Source organism: Hoeflea prorocentri (genome assembly GCF_027944115.1).
In the GTDB taxonomy this organism is placed as follows: Bacteria; Pseudomonadota; Alphaproteobacteria; order Rhizobiales; family Rhizobiaceae; genus Hoeflea_A; species Hoeflea_A prorocentri.
This window is the reverse complement of the sequence record NZ_JAPJZI010000001.1, coordinates 3,569,767-3,590,208: the sequence shown is the minus strand read 5'-3', so window position 1 is coordinate 3,590,208 and position 20,442 is coordinate 3,569,767. Positions and strand designations below refer to the sequence as shown.

The 20,442-nt window shown below is 54.5% G+C and carries 20 protein-coding genes and 2 tRNA genes; 13 read left to right on the top strand and 9 right to left on the bottom strand.

Annotation, left to right across the window (positions count from 1 at the left end):
• Positions 1-358: 358 nt before the first annotated feature.
• The 4 genes from OQ273_RS16820 to OQ273_RS16805 form a co-directional block, all read right to left on the bottom strand.
• Entirely contained in the window at positions 359-1,033 is a 675-nt protein-coding gene (locus OQ273_RS16820; protein ID WP_267991685.1) for a transposase, read from the bottom strand.
• 161 nt (positions 1,034-1,194) lie between these two features.
• Positions 1,195-2,976: an ATP-binding protein gene (locus tag OQ273_RS16815; protein ID WP_267991684.1), complete on the bottom strand. Its 1,782-nt coding sequence runs from the start codon at positions 2,974-2,976 to the stop codon at positions 1,195-1,197.
• Positions 2,973-4,097 carry an SIR2 family protein gene (locus OQ273_RS16810; RefSeq protein ID WP_267991683.1) on the bottom strand — a complete coding sequence of 375 codons (1,125 nt, stop codon included), beginning with the start codon at positions 4,095-4,097 and terminating at the stop codon, positions 2,973-2,975. The genes OQ273_RS16815 and OQ273_RS16810 overlap by 4 nt, the downstream gene beginning before the upstream one ends.
• Positions 4,098-4,253: 156 nt before the next feature.
• Positions 4,254-4,328, bottom strand: a tRNA-Thr gene (locus tag OQ273_RS16805).
• Positions 4,329-4,502: 174 nt separating this feature from the next.
• On the opposite strand from OQ273_RS16805, the gene OQ273_RS16800 reads away from it, so the two are divergent.
• The 11 genes from OQ273_RS16800 (at position 4,503) to OQ273_RS16750 (ending at position 11,838) form a co-directional block, all read left to right on the top strand.
• Positions 4,503-4,700: a hypothetical protein gene (locus OQ273_RS16800; protein WP_267991681.1), complete on the top strand. Its 198-nt coding sequence runs from the start codon at positions 4,503-4,505 to the stop codon at positions 4,698-4,700.
• Positions 4,701-4,755: 55 nt separating this feature from the next.
• Positions 4,756-6,045 carry a UDP-N-acetylglucosamine 1-carboxyvinyltransferase gene (gene murA / locus OQ273_RS16795; protein WP_267991679.1) on the top strand — a complete coding sequence of 430 codons (1,290 nt, stop codon included), beginning with the start codon at positions 4,756-4,758 and terminating at the stop codon, positions 6,043-6,045.
• A gap of 104 nt (positions 6,046-6,149) precedes the next feature.
• Complete coding sequence (locus OQ273_RS16790) at positions 6,150-6,596, top strand: DUF2948 family protein (protein ID WP_267991678.1); 447 nt, start codon at positions 6,150-6,152, stop codon at positions 6,594-6,596.
• A gap of 26 nt (positions 6,597-6,622) precedes the next feature.
• Positions 6,623-7,915, top strand: a complete 1,293-nt coding sequence (hisD, locus tag OQ273_RS16785) for a histidinol dehydrogenase (protein ID WP_267991676.1) — start codon at positions 6,623-6,625, stop codon at positions 7,913-7,915.
• 91 nt (positions 7,916-8,006) lie between these two features.
• Positions 8,007-8,483 carry a UPF0262 family protein gene (locus OQ273_RS16780; protein ID WP_267991675.1) on the top strand — a complete coding sequence of 159 codons (477 nt, stop codon included), beginning with the start codon at positions 8,007-8,009 and terminating at the stop codon, positions 8,481-8,483.
• A 64-nt stretch (positions 8,484-8,547) separates the two neighbouring features.
• Positions 8,548-8,943, top strand: coding sequence for an arsenate-mycothiol transferase ArsC (locus tag OQ273_RS16775; RefSeq protein WP_267993123.1), 396 nt, complete (start codon positions 8,548-8,550; stop codon positions 8,941-8,943).
• Between the two features lie 169 nt (positions 8,944-9,112).
• Entirely contained in the window at positions 9,113-9,331 is a 219-nt protein-coding gene (gene infA / locus OQ273_RS16770; RefSeq protein ID WP_004435948.1) for a translation initiation factor IF-1, read from the top strand.
• 30 nt (positions 9,332-9,361) lie between these two features.
• Complete coding sequence (locus OQ273_RS16765; protein WP_267991673.1) at positions 9,362-9,985, top strand: Maf-like protein; 624 nt, start codon at positions 9,362-9,364, stop codon at positions 9,983-9,985.
• Position 9,986: 1 nt separating this feature from the next.
• The gene (gene yacG, locus OQ273_RS16760; protein ID WP_425493425.1) at positions 9,987-10,217 is read left to right on the top strand and encodes a DNA gyrase inhibitor YacG; all 231 of its coding nucleotides are present in this window, start codon (positions 9,987-9,989) and stop codon (positions 10,215-10,217) included.
• Positions 10,218-10,346: 129 nt separating this feature from the next.
• Positions 10,347-10,422, top strand: a tRNA-Phe gene (locus OQ273_RS16755).
• A 477-nt stretch (positions 10,423-10,899) separates the two neighbouring features.
• Positions 10,900-11,838 carry an AraC family transcriptional regulator gene (locus tag OQ273_RS16750; protein ID WP_267991671.1) on the top strand — a complete coding sequence of 313 codons (939 nt, stop codon included), beginning with the start codon at positions 10,900-10,902 and terminating at the stop codon, positions 11,836-11,838.
• A 664-nt stretch (positions 11,839-12,502) separates the two neighbouring features.
• On the opposite strand, the gene OQ273_RS16745 is transcribed toward OQ273_RS16750, so the two are convergent.
• On the bottom strand, positions 12,503-12,655 hold the full coding sequence (locus OQ273_RS16745) for a hypothetical protein (RefSeq protein ID WP_267991669.1): 153 nt from the start codon (positions 12,653-12,655) through the stop codon (positions 12,503-12,505).
• 102 nt (positions 12,656-12,757) lie between these two features.
• Here OQ273_RS16745 and OQ273_RS16740 point away from each other — a divergent pair, with 102 nt between their 5' ends.
• Entirely contained in the window at positions 12,758-13,798 is a 1,041-nt protein-coding gene (locus OQ273_RS16740) for an AraC family transcriptional regulator (protein ID WP_267991667.1), read from the top strand.
• A 98-nt stretch (positions 13,799-13,896) separates the two neighbouring features.
• On the opposite strand, the gene OQ273_RS16735 is transcribed toward OQ273_RS16740, so the two are convergent.
• Genes OQ273_RS16735 through OQ273_RS16725 form a run of 3 tightly spaced genes read right to left on the bottom strand, consistent with a single transcriptional unit; the run spans position 13,897 to position 16,805 of the window.
• On the bottom strand, positions 13,897-14,928 hold the full coding sequence (locus tag OQ273_RS16735) for a response regulator transcription factor (protein ID WP_267991666.1): 1,032 nt from the start codon (positions 14,926-14,928) through the stop codon (positions 13,897-13,899).
• 21 nt (positions 14,929-14,949) lie between these two features.
• Positions 14,950-16,329, bottom strand: coding sequence for a pilus assembly protein TadG-related protein (locus OQ273_RS16730; protein ID WP_267991665.1), 1,380 nt, complete (start codon positions 16,327-16,329; stop codon positions 14,950-14,952).
• A 32-nt stretch (positions 16,330-16,361) separates the two neighbouring features.
• Entirely contained in the window at positions 16,362-16,805 is a 444-nt protein-coding gene (locus OQ273_RS16725; RefSeq protein WP_267991664.1) for a TadE/TadG family type IV pilus assembly protein, read from the bottom strand.
• Positions 16,806-17,138: 333 nt separating this feature from the next.
• Here OQ273_RS16725 and OQ273_RS16720 point away from each other — a divergent pair, with 333 nt between their 5' ends.
• Positions 17,139-18,113: an AraC family transcriptional regulator gene (locus OQ273_RS16720; RefSeq protein WP_267991662.1), complete on the top strand. Its 975-nt coding sequence runs from the start codon at positions 17,139-17,141 to the stop codon at positions 18,111-18,113.
• A 129-nt stretch (positions 18,114-18,242) separates the two neighbouring features.
• On the opposite strand, the gene OQ273_RS16715 is transcribed toward OQ273_RS16720, so the two are convergent.
• Positions 18,243-20,357, bottom strand: coding sequence for a hypothetical protein (locus tag OQ273_RS16715; RefSeq protein ID WP_267991661.1), 2,115 nt, complete (start codon positions 20,355-20,357; stop codon positions 18,243-18,245).
• Between the last annotated feature and the right edge of the window lie 85 nt (positions 20,358-20,442).

Genomic DNA, 20,442 nt, shown 5'->3' with positions numbered 1-20,442 from the left:
GGGGCACATCCCCGCCAGGCTACTGGATGGAGTGGCGGGATACTGGGGAGTCACATTTTTGGGCATGGTCTGGCGGTGTTTCCAAGCCGCGAGATAGATGTGGATCTGGCGGTCGAGAAGCCCGATCATACACGAGGGTTACCGGCGGAAAGTACGGTGAGGACCCGCGAGCGGGGAAATGGAAGTTATTGACTGGTCGAGTTTATGAGTTCCGCAACATGAGTGGCTGCGTAGTTCCCTTTGACATAACACCGGTTTTCCAACGTTGAGGAAATACGTTTGACCGACGAGTCTCCGTTTGATCCAGCTTGGACATGGATAGTTTCGGGAACCGTATCTTTTGAATTACAGTGACAGTTTACTCAATTCCTTTTTTTATCGGTTTTCTGCCCCGCCTGCGCGGAGAGAGCGTGCGTCCCGTCTGCTGCTCAAGCTTCATTAGCCAATCGGCATCTCCGATTGGCCGGCCAACTGTTTCGGCGCGGCGCAGGGCTCCATAGGTTTTTGCCTCATCGACCGGTTCATCCAGAAATGCCGTGAACCTGCCGGTTCGCTCAAGGACAGGGGCAACGGTGACGACATCATCGTCCTTGCCCGCAAGATGCGCCCTGGCGCTTGACCATTTCCAGTCCCGGGCACGCTTGACGAGCTTTGCCCGCACGGGATTAAGCGTCACATAGCGGATAGCATTCAGCAGGTGTCCTTCATCCATGACCACGGAGCCATAGCGCCCTTGCCATAGATGGCCGGTGACCCGCGCCCGTGCATTGATGAAACCGGTGTAGCGGCGATGCAGATCGGCGAAAGTCCGGCGTAGTCCGTCCTCGTCCGACGGCACTAGAATGATGTGTACATGATTGGGCATCAGGCAGTAGGCCCAGACCTTCGTTCGCGCTCTGGCGCTGCTTTCAGCGAGAAGATCAAGATAGAGCGCATAGTCGCCGTCTTCGAAGAACGTCCTCTCCCGCCTGTTGCCCCTTTGGGTGACGTGATGGGGAAGACCGGGAACGACGATGCGAGCGAGGCGTGCCATGGGCGGAGTTTGATCCAAATTGGGGATTTAGTAAACTGTCACCGTAATTCGAAGCTGAATTCGGGCCACAGCCAATAGGCAACAGACACTCAGGCCCCTGCGCAATGCAAACCTTTCCTGTCAGGAGATGGTATTGGTTTGCTGTCATGTTATCCGACAGGTCAGTCAGAAGCCCATAGTTTTTCCAAGTTGACATCACTACTATCTGGGGACCTCTCTTCTGAGAGCTTGTCAACCTGTAACAGCATAGGAATGTCAAATGTCGTCCCTGTCACGACGCAACCGCCTTGCGGTAAATTCGGAATTTGACTTCGAGAAACACTGTCCAGCGTAGTTATTGTGTTTTCTAACAAAGCTAAATCGCGATCGTTAACAAGCCGATGAATGAAGTAATTGTGCAGTTGAGATATGATGGTTGGTGAAATGTCAGCAGGCCGCTGACTTGCGACGGTAATATATACTCCGAATTTTCTACCCTCTTTTATGATCTCTTCAAACAACTCTAAGCGGTAGTCTTTCCAGCTCTCTGCTTCGCGTGTCGATTGTTGCGATAGTATATTATGGGCTTCATCGACAATTAAATGCATCGTTGTTTCAGGTGGAGAAGCCACAACCTCTTTATGTTGCTCATAATAATACTTTGCGATGAGGATAGGCAGAATTTTCTTGACCTCAGATCGGCATTCACGCAGTGAGATGACGATAACCGTATCTCTGTCTTCTTCTTGATCTGATACAGAAATTACTTTTGAAAAAATATTCTTCAATGATCCGAGCCGGTTCATGAGCGGGCGAATATGTTCGTATTGCACTGATCCATACAGAAGGTCTGAAATTAACTTCAATTCAGCTCTTATCTGAAGTTCGTCAAAACCTTCAATTTGCGCGATAGTTATCTCATTTACGAGATTCGCAAAGAACTGGTCATAAGCATCGTGATCTGCGTCGAAGAACCTCTTGTTCGCTCCGTCTTGATAGTAGAAGCTTGGGTTTTTTCTCATGTAGCCAACGCTATGAAGCGCAACAACCAAACCTTCGGACAGTTCTAAGTGTTTTGAGAGCGATTTGAGTAACTCAAGAGCTTCTACGTTAGGGTCTTCCGATGTAAGCACCCTTCTGAGTAAGAACTTCAAGTAAGCGGAGAGGCTGTCCGCATTTTCTTGAAACTTTTTCCGCTCTGCAACCACTCGCCTCAAAAATGGCTTTTGAGTATTGGTAGTCGCTTGAAACAAGATTCCCAGAGTCTCAGGATCCCAGAACTGTGACTCCGAAAGTCGAAATTTATCCCCATCATTGGTTCGCGTATTAAGCTTAAGGACTTTCTTCTTATTAACTCCAACTAGCTGCTCTCCGGTGTACTCGCCATTGAAGTCCAAAAACACAAAGGTACTTTTGTCATTGAAGTGGTCATACTTGTTATCGAATAGTACGGTGTAGAGTTTAGTCAGCGTGTTAGATTTTCCGCTGCCTGTATTGCCAAAGATGCCAAGATGAGAATTGAAAATTTTTTGCCATGGCAAAGATATCTCAATTTCTTCTTTCATTAATTTGCCGATTGAGAACTGAGCGTTTGCCGTTCTCTCGAAAATTCTCCCGACCTTATGGTCGGGAAGTAAGTTTGCGCTGTCACCGATCTTAGGGAGATATTTGATGCCTTCTTTGAAATCGCCGTCTTGAAAATGGCCGATAGGGCGGGCCTTCAATTTACGAATATAGCTAACTCGCGCCCCTTCATTTTCCGTAAAGCGCTCATCAAGATATTCGCCTTCAACAACACAAATTATCTCTCTGAAACCATGTTCAATTGAGATAAATTCGCGAATAGAAATGCCTTTGTAGCGATCTCCGAGATAGAAATGAGTTTCAAGATTTGAATTCTCATATGCTCGCAAAGTGACCTCTACGCCCATTACAGCGGTAACTTCGCCAACTACTACACTCATTCATCGATACCCGTTCGAAGCTCTGCCGAGAAAACCTCATCGTTCAAAACTTCGAAAGTGAGATTTTTGTCGACCTGAATAAGCTCGACTGTCGGGTGTCCACGAAATTTTTCGTTTAATTCCTCGTAGTTGCGTTCATTGAAGCAGCAAATAAATACTTTCAGAGTGGGATTGGACAGAGAGCGCTTGACGAGGTTCAAAATATGTTCGTCAGCAAAGGAAAAACCAAATACGACAAAAACTGTATCTGGCTTCTCCAACTCATAACTGAGAAGTCTTAGTGACTGGTAGTAATGTTCTTCAAATACAGTCTCGTTGAACTTCCATTTCGTTGGGTTGACAATAGGAAGCTTGTCGTAGGCCTCCCAAAATTTGGAAATTTTGTCCTCGCCCAATTCACTATCAAGTTTACGAAGGTCATTCTCATCTTTGTCTTCGTTGTCTAACAACTTGTCCAGTTTGTCAGACGAAAATGTGGGAACCTCGTCAATTCTTTTTTCCGCGCGTGCAAGATCGTACGAAATTTCAATGTCTTCGCCATCCTTGTACCAGTAGACCGAGCCATGAAGTTGCAACAGATTGATTTGTGTTACATCAACGCTGTGTCTGTCAAAGACGCCCTGATGGCGATAGTATCTGCTGAAATTTTGTATCCCCAAAGTCCGCTTTCTGAAGCCATTGCCACCATCGTTGAGCACAAAGTCAGCAGTCCCTTCATTCAGCATTTTTTCTGCTACATGTGCGACAAGGCCATCGTAGTTGGTTGTAAAGATATTTGCCTTTTTCTGACCTGGCCGCTTGCTAAGCATTGTGAGAATGGTCATCAAAAATTTCTGATAATTTTCGATTACCTGTTCTTCAACTGTCGAGTGAAAAAAGTCTTCTAAATCGAATTTCGATGATGGGGCGATGACTTTTCGTATGTACCATGAAAATAATTGAGCATGTATCTTGGGATCATCTTCAAAATGGGTTGCAAGTTCTTCTAATGAGAACGGCTTTTTTGTCTTGCTGTTTTTGAGTTTCAGTCCGAGGGTCGGAAACAATCCAAAAGAAGCGCCAGAACCGATTAAAAAATTCAAATTCTTATCAAATACTTCGCTACGGCTAATCTTGGACAAAATACCTCGCAGAGCACTACCGGAGTTGGTTCAGGGAGCCGATCAATAAATCAAGCATAAGTTGTTAAGGCAGACTACACCTCACTCAGCCAACTCGTCTATGAGTTTTTTGGGAGTGTCACTTCGATCCAGTTAATCGGAATTGGAAAATCAAAGTGGTGCTGCCGGAGAGAATTGAACTCTCGACCTCTCCCTTACCAAGGGAGTGCTCTACCCCTGAGCTACGGCAGCTTAAGGCGGTGTCCATGCGGACCGCGCTGCCTATTGCCATAGAGTGTGCGCCGGTGCAAGGACCAATCCGCACCCGCCCGCCGGCTTTTTAACCACCAACGTAAACCATTGCAGCTGAAAGCCGCCATTCGCCCCATTTCGGCCCTATAATTGCCCTTTGCCTCGCAAACGTGAATGGGGTATGTCACGGCGATGGGACAACAAAGCGACAGCGCGGCCAATAAAAGCCCCGCCGAGGCCCGCAAGGACCGGCTGGCGGCTGAGCTGCGCGCCAATCTTCAGCGCCGGAAACAGCAGACCCGCGCCCGCCGCAAGGGCGCGATGGACGAGGCATCCGGCCTGCCGGCTTCGCCGGAGCCGAAGAGCAGCTGAAGCAAGAGGCCGTCGCGGCCAAAAACGGAAGGCGGGCAGCGGCCCGGGAGAGCGTATGGATCGGATCAGAATAGTCGGCGGCAACAGCCTCAACGGCGTCATCCCCATATCAGGCGCGAAGAACGCCGCCCTGCCGCTGATGATCGCATCGCTCCTGACCGACGACACACTGACGCTCGAAAACGTGCCGCATCTCGCCGATGTCGAGCAGCTCATCCGCATTCTCGGAAACCACGGCGTCGATTATTCGGTCAACGGCCGCCGGCAGGCGCAGGACAGTGCCTATTCGCGCACCATTCATTTCACCGCCCGCAACATTGTCGACACCACCGCGCCCTATGAACTTGTCTCCAAGATGCGCGCCAGCTTCTGGGTCATCGGCCCGCTGATCGCCCGCATGGGCAAGGCGCGTGTGTCGCTGCCGGGCGGCTGCGCCATCGGCACGCGGCCGGTCGATCTCTTCATTGACGGGCTGAAGGCGCTCGGCGTCGAGATCGAGATCGACGGCGGCTATGTCAACGCCAGCGCGCCGAACGGCATTCAGGCCGGGCGCTACGAATTCCCGAAGGTCTCCGTCGGCGCGACCCATGTGCTGCTGATGGCCGCCTCGCTGGCGCGCGGCACGGTCGAGATCCACAATGCCGCCTGCGAGCCGGAAGTCGCGAACCTTGCCGATTGCCTTAACGCCATGGGCGCACGCATCTCCGGCGCCGGCACGCCGACCATCATCATCGAGGGCGTCGATGCGCTGTCGGGCGCCCGCCACCGTGTCCTGCCGGACCGGATCGAAACCGGCACCTACGCCATGGCCGTCGCCATGGCCGGCGGCGATGTGGTGCTGGAAGACACCAATGCCAGCCTGCTTGAAAACGCGCTCGACACGCTGCGCCAGGCCGGCACCGAGGTCATCCCCACCAATTCGGGTATTCATGTGCGCCGCAACGGCGCGGGCCTTGAGGCCGTCGATGTGATGACCGACCCGTTCCCCGGTTTCCCGACCGACCTGCAGGCGCAGTTCATGGCGCTGATGACACGGGCGAAGGGCACCTCGCAGATTACCGAGACGATCTTCGAGAACCGTTTCATGCATGTGCAGGAACTCGCCCGCCTCGGCGCGGATATCTCGCTGTCCGGCCAGACGGCGACGGTGCGCGGCGTGGATGCGCTCAACGGCGCGCAGGTCATGGCGACCGATCTGCGCGCTTCTGTTTCGCTGGTCATTGCCGGCCTTGCCGCCGAGGGCGAAACCATCGTCAACCGCGTCTATCACCTCGACCGTGGTTTCGAGCGGCTGGAGGAAAAACTCACCCGCTGCGGCGCCACCGTCGAGCGCTTGAGTTCCTGAGCGACCCGTCTTTATCCTGATCGGCGATTGCGCCGCGCGGCGCGAATGATTATCTACCCTGCGAGAATTCCGTCCGATCCGGACAGCGCAGCAAAGGGCCTCCGATGGAGCTTTTGAAACTCATGGCGATGGACAAGGAAGACCTGTCCATCATTTCCGCCTACATGCAGGATGCGGTGTTCAAGCCCGCCGATCTCGACTTTCAGTCCCGCGACGGGCGTTTCCTGCTGGTCGGCAACCGGTTTGTCTGGGAAGAATCAAACGGCAAACGCCGGCGCGGTTTTGAGCGCCGCCGCTCGGCGCTGCATTTCAACCGGGTTGGCGCGGTGCGTTCGCGCGGCGTCAATCGCCGTGACGATGATGCGGTCCTCTCGCTGCTGACGGTCAACTTCGTTCCCGGCGAGGATGAGCCGGGCGGGCGGGTCGAACTGATCTTTTCCGGCGATGTCGCCGTGGAACTCGATGTCGAATGTGTCGAGGCGCAGATGAGCGATCTCGGCGCTGCCTGGGAAACCGAATTCAAGCCCGCGCACCCCTTGTCAGACGTCTGAACGGGCCGGCCGGCAGGAGAACACCAGTGGCCTTGAGACTGAACTTTGCCGACAGCGGATTTTCCGACGCCTTCACCGCGCTTCTCGCCATGAAGCGGGAGGTTTCGCAGGACGTCAACGATGTCGTCTCGGCCATCATTGACGATGTGCGGGCGCGCGGCGATGCGGCGCTGATCGACTATACGCGCAAATTCGACCGGCTCGATCTGCAGGAAACCGGCATCGCCATCAGCGCCGAGGAGATCGAGGCGGCGATGGGCAAGGTCGACGGCGAAACGCTCGAGGCGCTCAAATTCGCCCATGCGCGCATCCGCGCCCATCACGAAAAACAGATGCCGACGGATGATTATTATGTCGATCCGGTCGGCGTCGGCCTCGGCTCGCGCTGGACGGCCATCGAGGCCGTCGGCCTTTATGTGCCGGGCGGGCTGGCGAGCTACCCGAGCTCCGTTTTGATGAACGCCGTGCCGGCGCAGGTCGCCGGTGTGGAGCGCATCGTCATGGTCGTGCCCTGTCCGGACGGGGAACTGAACCCGCTCGTGCTCGCCGCCGCGCGTATCGCGGGCGTTTCCGAGATCTACCGCATCGGCGGCGCGCAGGCCGTCGCGGCGCTCGCCTACGGCACCGATACGATTGCGCCGGTCGCCAAGATTGTCGGCCCCGGCAACGCCTATGTCGCCGCCGCCAAGAAGCAGGTTTTCGGCACGGTCGGCATCGACATGATCGCCGGCCCGTCAGAGGTGCTTGTCGTCGCCGACGGCAACAACAGCGCCGACTGGATTGCCGCCGATCTGCTCGCCCAGGCCGAACATGACGAGGCCGCGCAGTCGATCCTGATTACCGACGATGCGGGCTTTGCCGATGCGGTGGAAGCCGCCGTCGAAAGCCAGCTCAAGACACTGAGCCGCGCCGAGATCGCCGGCGCGAGCTGGCGCGATTTCGGTGCCGTGATCCTGGTGCCGGATTTTGTCTCGGCAATGCCGCTCGTCAATCGCCTCGCGCCGGAACATCTGGAATTGGCCGTGGACGATCCCGATGCGCTCTTGCCGCTGGTGCGCAATGCCGGGGCGATCTTCATTGGCCGGCACACACCGGAAGTGATCGGCGATTATGTCGGCGGCTCCAACCATGTGCTGCCGACCGCCCGTTCGGCCCGCTTTTCCTCCGGGTTGTCGGTGCTTGACTATGTCAAACGCACCTCCGTTTTGCGGCTCGGCACCGAGCAGCTCGAGGCGCTGGGGCCGTCCGCAATTGCCCTGGCGAAGGCAGAGGGCCTTGACGCCCATGCCCGCTCTGTTGCAATTCGAATGAACAGATAGGGGCGGCGTCCTTCGCCTCCCTGGTTGCCTCGACGGTTTGTCCGTGCGACCGGCAGGCGCCGCACCGTGTTGTTCAGGAGTACGCATTGCCATGGCTGATGCCGGCGCATTCAGGCTTTCGGAGGTCACGCTCGATGAATCCATCGGACGATCGACCCCCGATGTCGAGCATGAGCGCGCCGTCGCCATTTTCGATCTGATCGAGGAAAACAGCTTCGAGCCCGTCGGCCATGGGGGCGGCCCCTACAAGCTGCAGCTCTCGCTGGTCGATTCCAAGCTGGTCTTCACCATCACCCTGGAAGATGACGCCGCCGTTGCCACGCACATCCTGTCGCTGACACCCTTTCGCCGCATCGTGAAGGATTATTTCATGATCTGCGAAAGCTATTACGAGGCGATCCGATCCTCAACGCCAAGCCAGATCGAGGCCATCGATATGGGCCGCCGGGGCATCCACAATGAGGGTTCGCAAACGCTGATGGACCGGCTGAACGGCAAGATCACAATCGATTTCGACACCGCGCGCCGGCTGTTCACGCTGGTCTGCGTGCTGCACTGGCGCGGCTGATTTGGGTCCGGTTGAAGATACGGAGCCGCAAGGGTCCGCCGCCGCACCCTCATCGGTTCTCTTCATGTGCGGAATGAACTCCATCCGCTCGCCCATGGCCGAGCTGCTCGCAAAGCGCTACCTGCCGAACGGAACATTCATCGCCTCGGCGGGTGTGCGCCCCGGCGAGCGCGATCCCTTTGTCGATGTGGTGCTGGAAGAGGTCGGCCTCGAACTCGGCCGCCGTCAGCCGCAGACCATCGACGAACTGGAGGACGATTATTTCGATCTCGTTGTCTCCCTGGCGCCCGAGGCCCATCACCGCGCCCTCGAAATGACCCGCTCGAGCGCCGTCGAGGCGATCTACTGGCCGACCCCGGATCCGACGGTCGCCACCGGCACACGCGATCAGATTGTCGACGCCTATCGCGGCGTCCGCGACTATATCGACAAAATGCTCAAGCAGCGTTTTGCCGGCTGAGAGAGGGCGCGGCGCATTCGATTTGCACCTGCAGACCGGTGTTGAAACAAGAATTGAGGTGGGTTCGCTCAATTGTGTTCACAAACCGCAAGCGATTGTGTAGGTTCCCCGCGCAATCACGGGTGCCTGAAGGCCGCCCTTGCCACAATAACAGGATGACATTGACTATATGGCTAAGGAAGAAGTCCTCGAATTTCCGGGCGTCGTGACCGAACTGCTGCCGAACGCGACATTCCGGGTCAAACTTGAAAATGAGCACGAAATCATCGCCCATACCGCAGGCCGCATGCGCAAGAACCGCATCCGGGTGCTGGCCGGTGACAAGGTGCTTGTCGAGATGACGCCCTACGATCTGACCAAGGGTCGCATCACCTACCGTTTCAAATAACCCGCACTCAAGCGCCGATACGCTGCAATCATGGTCCTGCCGCACAAACTCATACTGGCCTCCGGGTCGCCGCGCAGGCTCGAATTGCTCAAGCAGGCCGGTATCGAGCCCGATCACCTTCTGCCGACTGACGTCGATGAAACGCCGCGCAAGGCCGAGCATCCAAGAACGCTCGCCCGCCGGCTGTCGCGCGAGAAGGCGGAAGCGGCGCGCAAGATGCTGAAGGGCGATCCGAACTGGCCCAACCGCTTCATCCTGTCGGCCGATACGGTCGTAGCGATCGGCCGCCGGGTGCTCGACAAGACCGAACTGGTCAACGAAGCCTCCAACGCGCTCTACATGCTGTCGGGCCGCACCCACCGCGTCTATACCGGCATTTGCCTGGTCACGCCCAATGACGGGTTTCGCCAGAAGATCGTCGAGACGCGGGTGCGCTTCAAACGCTTGTCGCGCATGGAGGTCGAGAGTTATCTCGCCTCCGGCCAGTGGCGCGACAAAGCGGGCGGATACGCCATTCAAGGCCTTGCCGGCAGCTTCGTCGCCAAACTCGTCGGTTCCTACAGCAATGTGGTCGGCCTGCCGCTGCTCGAAACGGTCAATCTCCTGACGGGAGAGGGTTATGATGTGCATGCCGGCTGGCTGGAGCCGGGCTGAGATAAGGAAGGGCGGGCGCATGAGCAGCGAAAACAAAAGTGCCAGCAATGTCGAACCGCTTCGCAAGACGCGTCCCTGCCCGGAATGCAACAGGCCGTCCGTTCGGGCAAGTTATCCCTTCTGCTCCGAGCGTTGCCGTAATGTCGACCTGCAGCGCTGGTTGACCGGCTCCTACGCCATTCCGGTAACGGAAGAAGAGGAAAACCTCACCCCGCCGCAGGACGGCGACTGAGGCGCGGCAACGGCTCCCGGCAAAAATCCGGCAAACCCGCGTCAAACCGTCTGGACACGGCGCAAGGACATGCTATAAACCGGCTCGCCTGACCGGGACGGCCAACGTGTACCGGTTGATCAAGGCCCTGCCCAGATAGCTCAGTTGGTAGAGCAACGGACTGAAAATCCGTGTGTCGCTGGTTCGATTCCAGCTCTGGGCACCATTCCGCTACTCAGCACATTTTACAGGTCCGAAGCGCCGCTGGATGGCCTTAATTGTCTTCAGGTCCCGTACATCCGACGACCCGCAGGACGGCGGCGTCGGAATTGGCATAGGCCATCTCGGCAATACCCTTTGTCACCGAGCCGTTAGGCAACACGGCAAAGGCATGGGTGTTTTGGACAGTTGGACATAGCCGCGTCCCGCCAATATGTTACATTCAAAGGCAGCGGACTTACTTGCCGTTATTGTTGTAGCCGGAACATCTTGTAAGCTCACTGGCCAGAACTATTTATACGTTAAAGAAGAGTTTGGCCTATTGCGTAACCAATAGGATGCGGCGCGGATCGGCCAACAGTTCTGAGCACTCCCCGCCACTGCTATTATCAGGAAAAAACTTCATTGAGAGTGTAGAATTCACCAACCTGGAAACTCATCCATGAACGCTGTAGTAGCGGAATTCGAACGCAAATATAAATCCATGCATGCGGAGACGATCGATGAGGTCTCTGACTGGTATACGGGCACGGGCGCGGGGTATGAAATGCTGCTTCGCGCGGATAAAGGCGATGGCCCGGTGGCGTCGGTGTCCACTACGGATATCAGCGGATTTGAATTGAGAGTGTTCAACTGGGGTATCCCCGTTCACGGGCTCTTGGTTGCTGATACATCCACCATCACAATCAATACGGCGCTTACCGGAACGCGCAACGTCCGCGATCAGCATTTCGGCAACATCTCGTGGGAAAGGAATCAGGCCGGTATCTACAGTCTTGAAGCAGGCACCGAGATTGCCTCAAACAAGCCGCACTCCTTGCTTCATCTCGTACTGCCGGTGAAATTGCTGGAGGCGCGGGCGCGCAGTTTTTTCGACAGGGAACCGGATGAACCCTTGCGGTTTTCGCCAGTAGTGGATTTGTCACGAGAGGGAAAAGCGGTTAACAGCTTGTTTGATTATCTTCTGGTACAGGCGGTTACCGCTCCTGATGCATTGAGATATCCCGCAGTTGAGTCCAGCCTTCGTGAGTTGATCATCTCAACAGTGTTGGGAACGCTTCCAAACAACTACGAGCAGAGATCTTCTTCCAAGGTGGATTGCACTGTACCGCGGTCGGTGAAGCGCGCCGAAGAGTATATGCGGGCACATGCGGACGAGCCGATATCCGTTGAGCTTCTTGCTCGCAATGCCGGCTGCAGTGAACGTGCGTTGCAAAACGCGTTCAAAACATTTCGCGGCACGACACCGATGGGTATGCTTCGAGACATCAGGTTGGAAAAAGCATATCGCGATATGAAGGAAGCGACCGGCACCATAGCCGAGATCGCCTTCAAATGGGGCTTTTCCAATTTGGGACGGTTTTCGGCGCAATATGCGGCCAAGTTCGGAGAGACGCCGTCACAAACCCGCAAGTTTTGCTAAGCGGTAAGCCGTATATGGCGCCGGACAGCTTCCAGACCTGCGGTGCGGCAGGGCTTAAAGGCCCATCAGCTTGCATCACAACCTGATCACAATCAGTTGAACCAGGCCATCATCAGGAATAAACGCGCGATACGCACCCCTTTCCTGGTCAGAATAGGTTGGCGCCTGGTCAGATACGCGCGTCCTTGCGTCCATCGCCTGGCTCCTGAATCCGGTGGGCTGCCGGATCATAATATTAATCATTGGAAGATCGTATCGTCGGCTCGTCATTGTGAACATTGGAGCTGTTTTGGCCGTATTCGCGGGAAATTTTCCAATATCTCAAGACCGGAAGGCTGTTTCGATCCGTTTTTTTTCCCTCAAAAAGAGATAAAAATTGGCTGTGGGTTTTGACCTGGTTCGAGTGACAGAATTCTCGCGAATTCAGCGACAGGATGCGAATCTGCCGCCGGTGCGTTTTTAAATACCCAATTTTATATACCCAGTTGCAGTGATTCATATTGCACGCTGCCATCGGTATTTTCCTCCCATGGCAGTTACGCCCGCTGAGTGTTCACTCAGCTGCCATAGAGCCCGCGCCAATTCAGTGTGTGTGTTGGATTGGTGCGTCAGTGGAAGTTCACGCGCTGTCTGTTGGCTCAACTGGACGGCTGGTGTTCCCTCATCAATTGAGCACCAGCCGCTCCAACCCGTCAAAAGGGCTCTGGTGGATATCCATGGCGATGAAGCGGTCTCTCCGTTCTTCCTCGGTCAGTTTCGAGGTGCAGTTTGCGCGATCGCTTGGGTCCGGTTGTTGATTGGAGTCGCCAACATTCATGAGATTGCATCTCCGAATTCATGGACAGCACGAGCAGCCGCTGTCGCATCGAATACCGAACACCGTCGATAGCAGTTTTCTTCGAAATTATTGGCAAAGGTCATGGAAGTGACCACCAAATTCAGAAGCCCGCTTCTGATGGCAACACATGAGTTATTCAATAGAAAATTTGGAGTTTCGGGCGTAAGGACGCTCGAAGATGTGGGGGAATTTTTTTCCCGCAGATCTGGCAAATATGAAGTGCTGCCACTCGACGAACAAGGATATGGCGCCGCCAGTCTGTCAATTGCTGAAATTGACGACATCGTTTTGATCGGGACAGAATGGAACAATTCAGCTTCCAGTATCGCCAATACGTCAAGAGACAAATTGTGTATCAACCTGGTTTTGAATGGAGATACGGAAGCCGAACACCCTGATCTCGGAAAAATAGTAACGCGCACCAATCAGGCCCGCATTGCGAGTATGGAGGCGGGTACGGTGTTGAAAAACTTTGGCAACAAGCGAACCTTTGAACTCGCTATTCCTATGAGCCAGTTGGAACATCGGGCGAGAGCAATGTACGGGGTTGATACTGAACCGGCTTTGATGTTTGACCCGGTAATCGATCTTGGCAGCCCGGCAGGGCGGGTCATATCAGACCTTGTATCCTTGTTGCAGTCTCAGGCGATAGAAAGCCTGGAGCTTGTTTCAAATCCGATCGTAGCAGCAAATACCAAGGAACTCGTATTTACGTCAGTGCTGAATTCGCTGCAGCACAACTACAAAAAAGCGAGGCCGAATAGAAGAGAAACCGCGGTTCCAAGAGCAATCTCGCGCGTTGAGGACTTCATGCGTTCTTATGCTGACAGACCGATTACAGTTGAAATGCTTGCGAAAGAGGCAGGTTGCAGTGAAAGGGCACTATATTCGGCCTTTAAAGAAGTGCGCGGCACGACACCTATGTCAATGCTCAGAGAGATTCGCCTGGAACAGGCGCGTTTGGCCTTGATATCCGGCAATATGTCCATAACTGCATGCGCAATCAAGTTCGGCTTCACCAACCTGGGGCGCTTTTCAAAGGCCTACAGGGAAAAGTTCGGTGAAAGACCTTCCGAAACCGTACGAGGTAGCAAACTGTATTTTTTCGAGAACACGGAATAGCTTCCCATTGGCGATTTCGCGGCAATTGGCCGGACGTTTGTAATTGGCTGACGCCAGATCCAGGCAGGCAATTGTCTCTCAAAACGTCAGCCCTCCGCTTATGCGACATTGTTCTCCAGAAGCTCGTCCACAAATCTCCCGAACAGTTCGCCTCTCGAGGAAACACCCAGTTTCAGGTAGATGTTCTTTATGTGACTTTGTGCGGTGCCCGGACTTATCTGCAGCTCGCGGCCCATCGACTTTGCAGACTCTCCGGCAAGCAGAAGCCTCAGGATTTCCTTTTCGCGCGGGCTTAGGGCAATTGCACCGAAATCATGCATTATCAGATCGGCCTGGGTTTGCTTTTCTTTATCCGGATTTGATGCAGCGGCCTTTTGACAGGACTGCTTCTTGACCCAAATCAGCATAAGCACCGCCCGCACAATTTGAGCCGCCTGGCGGAACTCCAGTTTCTCACAGGCCCGAAACGGTTTGAATTTTCCTGAACGGCCGAGAACAAGCATGCAGGTTTCTTCCCTGTCCACCGAACAGATATAGGCAACCTGATCCGAAAATCCCGACTCGGTTTCAAGGTAGTTCTGAAAATAGGTGGATTGGCGAAAGAACCTGGGTTCGATACTATCCAACGTCATGAATTCGGATGGAAATCCATCCTCGATTGCCGCGAAAAAGGGATCGTCCCGAAAATACGTTTCAGCATAAGCCTCGCTGGACCTCAAATTATCCCGGCAACTCATAATCTCGGGTTTGTGCCCGGATTTAAAATGCACAAGCATCCACGAATCAAAACTGGCGATTCCGGCCAGTGTCGAAACCAGCTTCCTTGTAAGGTAACCCTCATCGTTGTCAGACAGGAAGCTTGCAACAGAAAAGATGAACTGTCTCATTGTTTTGCTCCTCGATTTTGAAGAGCGAAAATACCCTGACCTAACGATTATTACTGGCCAGATCCTGCAATAATAGGACAGATCCCGCACAAATTTGTCCTTTTGGTTCTGCTTGATCACCGGAACCGAAACACAAAGGACAGGCACACGATGTTCAGAAAAAAAGGGGATGGCCGCGTGGACAGCCATCCCCGGCTGGCAGGAAGCAAGTGGTGTAGTGCCCTCCAGCCCTGAAGTCAGCAAGCGTTTTCGAGGAGCTGCTGACTACAGCTCTTCAATGATATAGGGACGCATGGATTTGGCGAGCGCCGGCGGGTTAGGGGGAACACGCGTCGTCGTAGCGCCAAGTGGGTTTCCTGTACCGCCACCCTGGCCGTAATAGTAGTTCACATAGGTTCCGCTGAGTTGCAGGGTTTCGGAGACGAAACAGACAAACCCGCAGTTGCCATTAAGCAAGAACGCGGATACTTGCACGTCAGTATCCGGTGCGTAAAAGGTCCCATGCGAGTAGAACCGGGTGCCGGATTTGATACGGTGTACATACGGTGCTTGGCTGCCTCTGGTCGAGAAAAAACTCACCCCCGCATGTTCCCCGGTTTTCGGTCCGCTGAAATAGAGATTTCCACCTTCCGTGTTCATTTGGGCAGCCCGTCCGTAAAAGTAGATCAGGACGTTGTCACCAAATATGTTTTTGCCCTGCATTGAACTGTCGATAGTCAACGGACCATACAACATCGTGTAGGTACCGGGCCGGAATTCAACCTGTTCAACATCCTTGATGGTCAATCCGCCGCAATAAGTGCCGGGGTTCAAAACGGTACGGGAACTGGTTGTGACAAAATTATAGAAGTTACAGCTTCCGGACATTTTTGGATCAGGCAGATCCTGGAGAAAATCCGCGATCGGAAACTGGTTTTCGGAGATTCTGTCAGTCTTTCGCCCCGCGACGGACCCGGCAGTAAAGACGTTAGATGTTCCGATATTGCCGCGCCTGACATTATTTAAAATAGATCCATTTCGATTTGAGTTTATCTGTGCAGAGGCAATGTCTATGTCCGAGCCGTTCAACAACTGCAACGCACCGTATTTGTTGGGAGACAGCATGTGAAAACTTGGAGGAAACGGGAAAACGGCCATCGTTTCGACCTTGATGTCCATGGATTCCTTGAACATCCTCCCGAGAATGGTCGGAACGGCATTTTTACGTTCGGAACTCAAGGTCGCGGTTATCCTTACTGCGTTGGTGGGAAACGCAGTCGGGCTTGAATTAAACTGCTGTGTGTTGAAATTCCAGTTTCCAAACTGGACATCGTTGCTGGTAACAGCAACACCTTTGCTGACCGGCGGTGCATTGTCATTGACGGCGTCAATAATCCCTTGCGTGTATGTTCCCGCTGCACGTTGAGGTGTTAGCTGGTATAGGGTAAATGGTCCGGAATCTTCTTCTTGAAGCGTCGTCAAACCGGTAAGGGCTGCAATATCGGCTGCCTGCTGAAGCTCTGTTTTGACCTTGTAGAAATGCCCGACATCCACGGCCAACGCTCCCATGCCGAGAAGGACAGGCAAGGAAACCGCGGTCATGATCGCGACCGAACCCTTTTTCTCGCCGGAAATTGCACTCATCAACTTTGATATCGCTTGCATCTCTCTACTCCATACATCTCAGAGGCCGGCGTTCAGATATTTGCCGGATTGAACTGCGTGATACGCGGTGACGTAACGGTGACCCCGATTTCGTTGGTGAGGAGGTCGGCTGAAACCAGTGGCAAAGGCATCAGGGTCGAGGACTTTGCATCCGCCGTAATCGTAACGGTGATGTCATTGGTCGAAGAGTTTTCGCGTACTACAACCTCGAACTCTCCGTAGAGGCTGTCCAGCTCGTCCGTTGCCTTGTTGGCCGCGACCGATGTGTCAAGTTCGCCATATATGACAGACCTGAGCGTGTCGCCGGCAACGTCCTGCATGTTGTGATGCAGAAAGATCAGGTATCCGAAGTTGATAAGGCCTGCGAACAGGAATATGAAAACCGGAAAGATGATCGCAAGCTCAATCGCAGCAACTCCTGAAATGCATTGATCGAACGATTTCAGTTTCCGGCCTTTATTGTATCTTACAAACATTTTTTGCCTCCATGTCAGATGTTGCTCCTGGCAAATTCTGATGGAAGGATAAAAAGCGCCCGAACAATAATAAATCTCAATGATTGTGTATATTGAAATAGGGAGGCGAAATATTAAAAGTATAAAATCAAATAAATACTTGATTAACCATAGTGAAGACCATTGAGAGTGAATGATCACGATTAAGTGTTTGGCGAACATCTGTCGCCTGTTACAATGCCCGTTCAAAATTTACATGTGTAGGGTTATATTCATCGCTCAAGATTCGTGGGTAGGAGAAAAGCTATGGCTTTCTCATTCACATCATTCGACAAGTTCTGCCGGCTCCACGGCGTGGTTGAAAAGGGCAGGGTTGAAGACGTCGGCGAAATGATTTCCCGGAATGTCACGGCTTACGAAGCCAGGCCGCTGGGAAAGGTCGACGGCAATATCGAAGCCAGAAGCGCCAGCGTAACAACCCAGGACATGAGCCTTGTATATCTGGATTGGGGTGCGCCGACCGTGGGCACGTCTCTTGCGAAAGATGAGGCGTTCAATCTTCGCATTACACTGGAAGGTCAAGTTTCCACGACCGATCCAAACTTTGGCGAAATCTCCGCTGAAAAGGAAAAGGGCAATGCCCGCATTTTCAGTCTGACCGAGGAGACGAATACCTATAGCCACGGGCACATCGGGCTAAATCTGGTGATTCCGCACAATGTATTGGAGAACAGGGTAAAATCGTTCTACCAGCATGAACTGGGCAAGTCTCTCAGGTTTGCACCTTTGCTGGATCTTTCTACGATCAAAGGACAATCGATTCTGTCATTGTTGGAGTATTTTAAAACACAACATACCGAAGCTCCGGAGGTGTTTGACAATCCGATTTTCGGCACACAGTTTCAGGAGCTGATGCTCTCAAACATCCTCGCCGGCATGGATCACAACTACAAGCAGATCCTGGACAAAGGCGCCATGGATGTCGCCATACCGCGCGCCGTCAAAAGAGCTGAAGATTTCATGCGAAGCAATGCCTACAGACCCATTACCATTGAGCTTCTGGCACGCGAGGCCGGCTGTAGTGAACGTGCGTTGCACAGTGGTTTCCGAAAGTTCAGAAACAAAACTCCCTTGTCTGTGTTGCGTGACATCAGGCTTGAGCATGCTCATAGCGATTTGATGGCGATGACCGGTTCGGTGACCGACATCGCAATGAAATGGGGCTTCAGCAATTTGGGTCGGTTTTCGAAGTCTTACGTGGAGAGATATGGCGAAAGACCATCCCAGACCTTGAAGGTCGCACCCTGCCAGATCTTCAAGGCCGCTTGACTCAATTTATCTCCCGAAATCACCCGATGGTCTTTGTTGAATGCCCCGGACAGGGAGATTAGGTGCCAGCTCCGGGCATCATTCTACCTCCCAAAACATGTTTTCCGTTCAAAGTGCCGTCGCCTGACATCAATCCGCTTCGGGTCTGGCGCACCCGATCACCCGCAGAACGGAGGCATCGAGATTGGAGTAGGCCACCTCGGCAACGCCTTTTGTCACCAGATCGTCAAGCAGCCCGTCAAATGTCGGGGCGTGGAGTGTTCTCGACAGGTAGATATAGTCACTGCCCGAAATGACCGGCGCGCAGGTATCTGCAATGGTTCCGCTATCAAACAGTGCCTTGGCGGCATCGTATTTCGGCCGTGACGTGTCCCAGTCCGTGGCGCGTGGTGTGACATAGGCCGGGCGTCCGGCAATGATCGGCGCCCAGGCGTCCAGACCGCCGGCAATCGTATTGAGCTCCGGGTATTGCAGGATCGCTGCCTGTGGCGGCGTGTTCTGCTGCATCCATTCAAGCGCTTTCATATCGGCGGCTGGTATGATGGTCGCGTGTTCGGGGTTTTGAGAACGGTGCCAGATCATGTCAACGACCGGCGTTGTCAGTCCGATCGCCGTCAACAGGGCGCCGAGGACGATCAGAAGCGCCCGCGACAGGCGGGCGAGGGATCGCGGAAGCGGAGACGGCGCCGCAAAAACCAGGGCGCAGCACAAGGTCAGGCCAATCCAGACAACGAAACTCGCCTTCAATTGGACTTCAAGTGCCAGCCGCTGGCCCAATAGGATCTCCGATACCAGCATCGCGCCGAACCCGGCGCCGGTCAGGAAGATCGCACAGGCCGTGATCTCGAACTTGTCCAGCAGGAACCTCGGAGAAACGGTCATCAGGGCAAAGGCCCAAACCATAAAACCGCCGAAAGTTACGAGGAATTGCAGTGACGACCAGTAGAGTACCGTCGTAAAGGCGATAGTTGCCGCGCCATCGCCCGCGAAGCTGGGGTTGCTCATGAAGGAAGCGGATGGCCCCTGCGCCAGGCCGCCGATGAGGACACCGAGTGCAACCGACAAGACCGCCGCGGCACCTGTCATCAAAAGCTCTGTCGCTGACCGGTCGCGCAGGGCTTTCACCCAGGCCGTTGCGAGGATCGCTGCAATGCCGACGACGCCGACAAACGTGCTCGTGATGAGCATCGGCACGATCAGCACCGCGCGCAGGACAGGAACGCGAAGGGGAATGGAACCGGCGCATATCCAGGCCAGGATCAGGCACAGGGCCAACTGATGCTGTTGAATGTAAAAGAATGTGCGCAGCAGTGAACTCGCCGCGACCATGCTCGGAGGATCGAACAGACGGGTAAGGTTCACGGCCTCGATATTGTAGATTTCCGCGAACTCCCGCCAGCTGAGCGAAGCGGACGTAAAGACCGCGATGCCGTCGAGCGACGGTGTCAGTATGGCAAGGCAGGTCAGCAGGACACTGCCTGCGCGTCCCAGCCCGGCGCGGCGCAAGAGAGCATAGAGCAGGACAGAAAAACACACGCCCTGTATCAGCCCGACGGCCAGCAACGCGTTCTTTGCGTCCACGGCGCCCTGAGATGCTGTCAGGACGGTGGCCGACAGCACATAGAACAGCCAGTAGTAGTCCAGCCTGTCGCCCGCGGCGAAGGGATCGAGAGCCGGAACGCCCGCACTCGCAATCGACTGGACAATGGCGAGATGCTTGAAGAAATCGGCATCGAAGAAGGTATTGAAAACAACGCCTTCATCCACCGGTGATCCGACACCGGCAAAAACGCTTGCCGAGATGAGCAGGGAAAGCAGCGCCGGTATCGCGTAAGCGAAATACTCACCTTTCTCGTTGCTGATCATCCTGCCGGCAGCCGCAGGTCGGCTCGGGACGAGCGCGGCGGCTAGTGAGATTGCAGCCGGGAGAACAAGGATCGAGACAGGGCCAAGCGGCACAGCAACGCAAACCAGCGCGACGATGGACAGGCTAATCGCCTGACCGATCAATGCCGCGGTAAAGAACGGCATGATACCCTCAAAGGCAATGCTGCGGCAGACAATCAGTCCGGGCGCGGCAAACAGCAGCCATATCGCAATGGCCCAGGGCAGAGCCGGTCCTGTACCTGCAAAGAAGCCGGCAAGGATCAACGCGAAAAGGAGGGTCAGCATGGGCAGGAACGGGGTCGTCACGGGCCGGTGCGCCGCGAACCTCAAGCCGTTCGTGTCTGAAGTGTCAGTCATGACCTGACGTCTCCCAAGAGGCTTTAGCCGGGCAAGGCGGTCTTGCACATCCAAAGCAGTCCATGCCGTCGCGCACTTACCGCCC

What these genes read in the sequence shown, in the direction of transcription:
- OQ273_RS16820 (WP_267991685.1), bottom strand. Translation starts at nt 1,033, where the DNA reads ATGGCACGCCTCGCTCGCATCGTCGTTCCCGGTCTTCCCCATCACGTC.
- OQ273_RS16815 (WP_267991684.1), bottom strand. Translation starts at nt 2,976, where the DNA reads ATGAGTGTAGTAGTTGGCGAAGTTACCGCTGTAATGGGCGTAGAGGTC.
- OQ273_RS16800 (WP_267991681.1), top strand. Translation starts at nt 4,503, where the DNA reads ATGGGGTATGTCACGGCGATGGGACAACAAAGCGACAGCGCGGCCAAT.
- murA (WP_267991679.1), top strand. Translation starts at nt 4,756, where the DNA reads ATGGATCGGATCAGAATAGTCGGCGGCAACAGCCTCAACGGCGTCATC.
- OQ273_RS16790 (WP_267991678.1), top strand. Translation starts at nt 6,150, where the DNA reads ATGGAGCTTTTGAAACTCATGGCGATGGACAAGGAAGACCTGTCCATC.
- OQ273_RS16780 (WP_267991675.1), top strand. Translation starts at nt 8,007, where the DNA reads ATGGCTGATGCCGGCGCATTCAGGCTTTCGGAGGTCACGCTCGATGAA.
- OQ273_RS16775 (WP_267993123.1), top strand. Translation starts at nt 8,548, where the DNA reads ATGTGCGGAATGAACTCCATCCGCTCGCCCATGGCCGAGCTGCTCGCA.
- infA (WP_004435948.1), top strand. Translation starts at nt 9,113, where the DNA reads ATGGCTAAGGAAGAAGTCCTCGAATTTCCGGGCGTCGTGACCGAACTG.
- OQ273_RS16765 (WP_267991673.1), top strand. Translation starts at nt 9,362, where the DNA reads ATGGTCCTGCCGCACAAACTCATACTGGCCTCCGGGTCGCCGCGCAGG.
- OQ273_RS16750 (WP_267991671.1), top strand. Translation starts at nt 10,900, where the DNA reads ATGCATGCGGAGACGATCGATGAGGTCTCTGACTGGTATACGGGCACG.
- OQ273_RS16745 (WP_267991669.1), bottom strand. Translation starts at nt 12,655, where the DNA reads ATGAATGTTGGCGACTCCAATCAACAACCGGACCCAAGCGATCGCGCA.
- OQ273_RS16740 (WP_267991667.1), top strand. Translation starts at nt 12,758, where the DNA reads ATGGAAGTGACCACCAAATTCAGAAGCCCGCTTCTGATGGCAACACAT.
- OQ273_RS16730 (WP_267991665.1), bottom strand. Translation starts at nt 16,329, where the DNA reads ATGCAAGCGATATCAAAGTTGATGAGTGCAATTTCCGGCGAGAAAAAG.
- OQ273_RS16725 (WP_267991664.1), bottom strand. Translation starts at nt 16,805, where the DNA reads ATGTTTGTAAGATACAATAAAGGCCGGAAACTGAAATCGTTCGATCAA.
- OQ273_RS16715 (WP_267991661.1), bottom strand. Translation starts at nt 20,357, where the DNA reads ATGACTGACACTTCAGACACGAACGGCTTGAGGTTCGCGGCGCACCGG.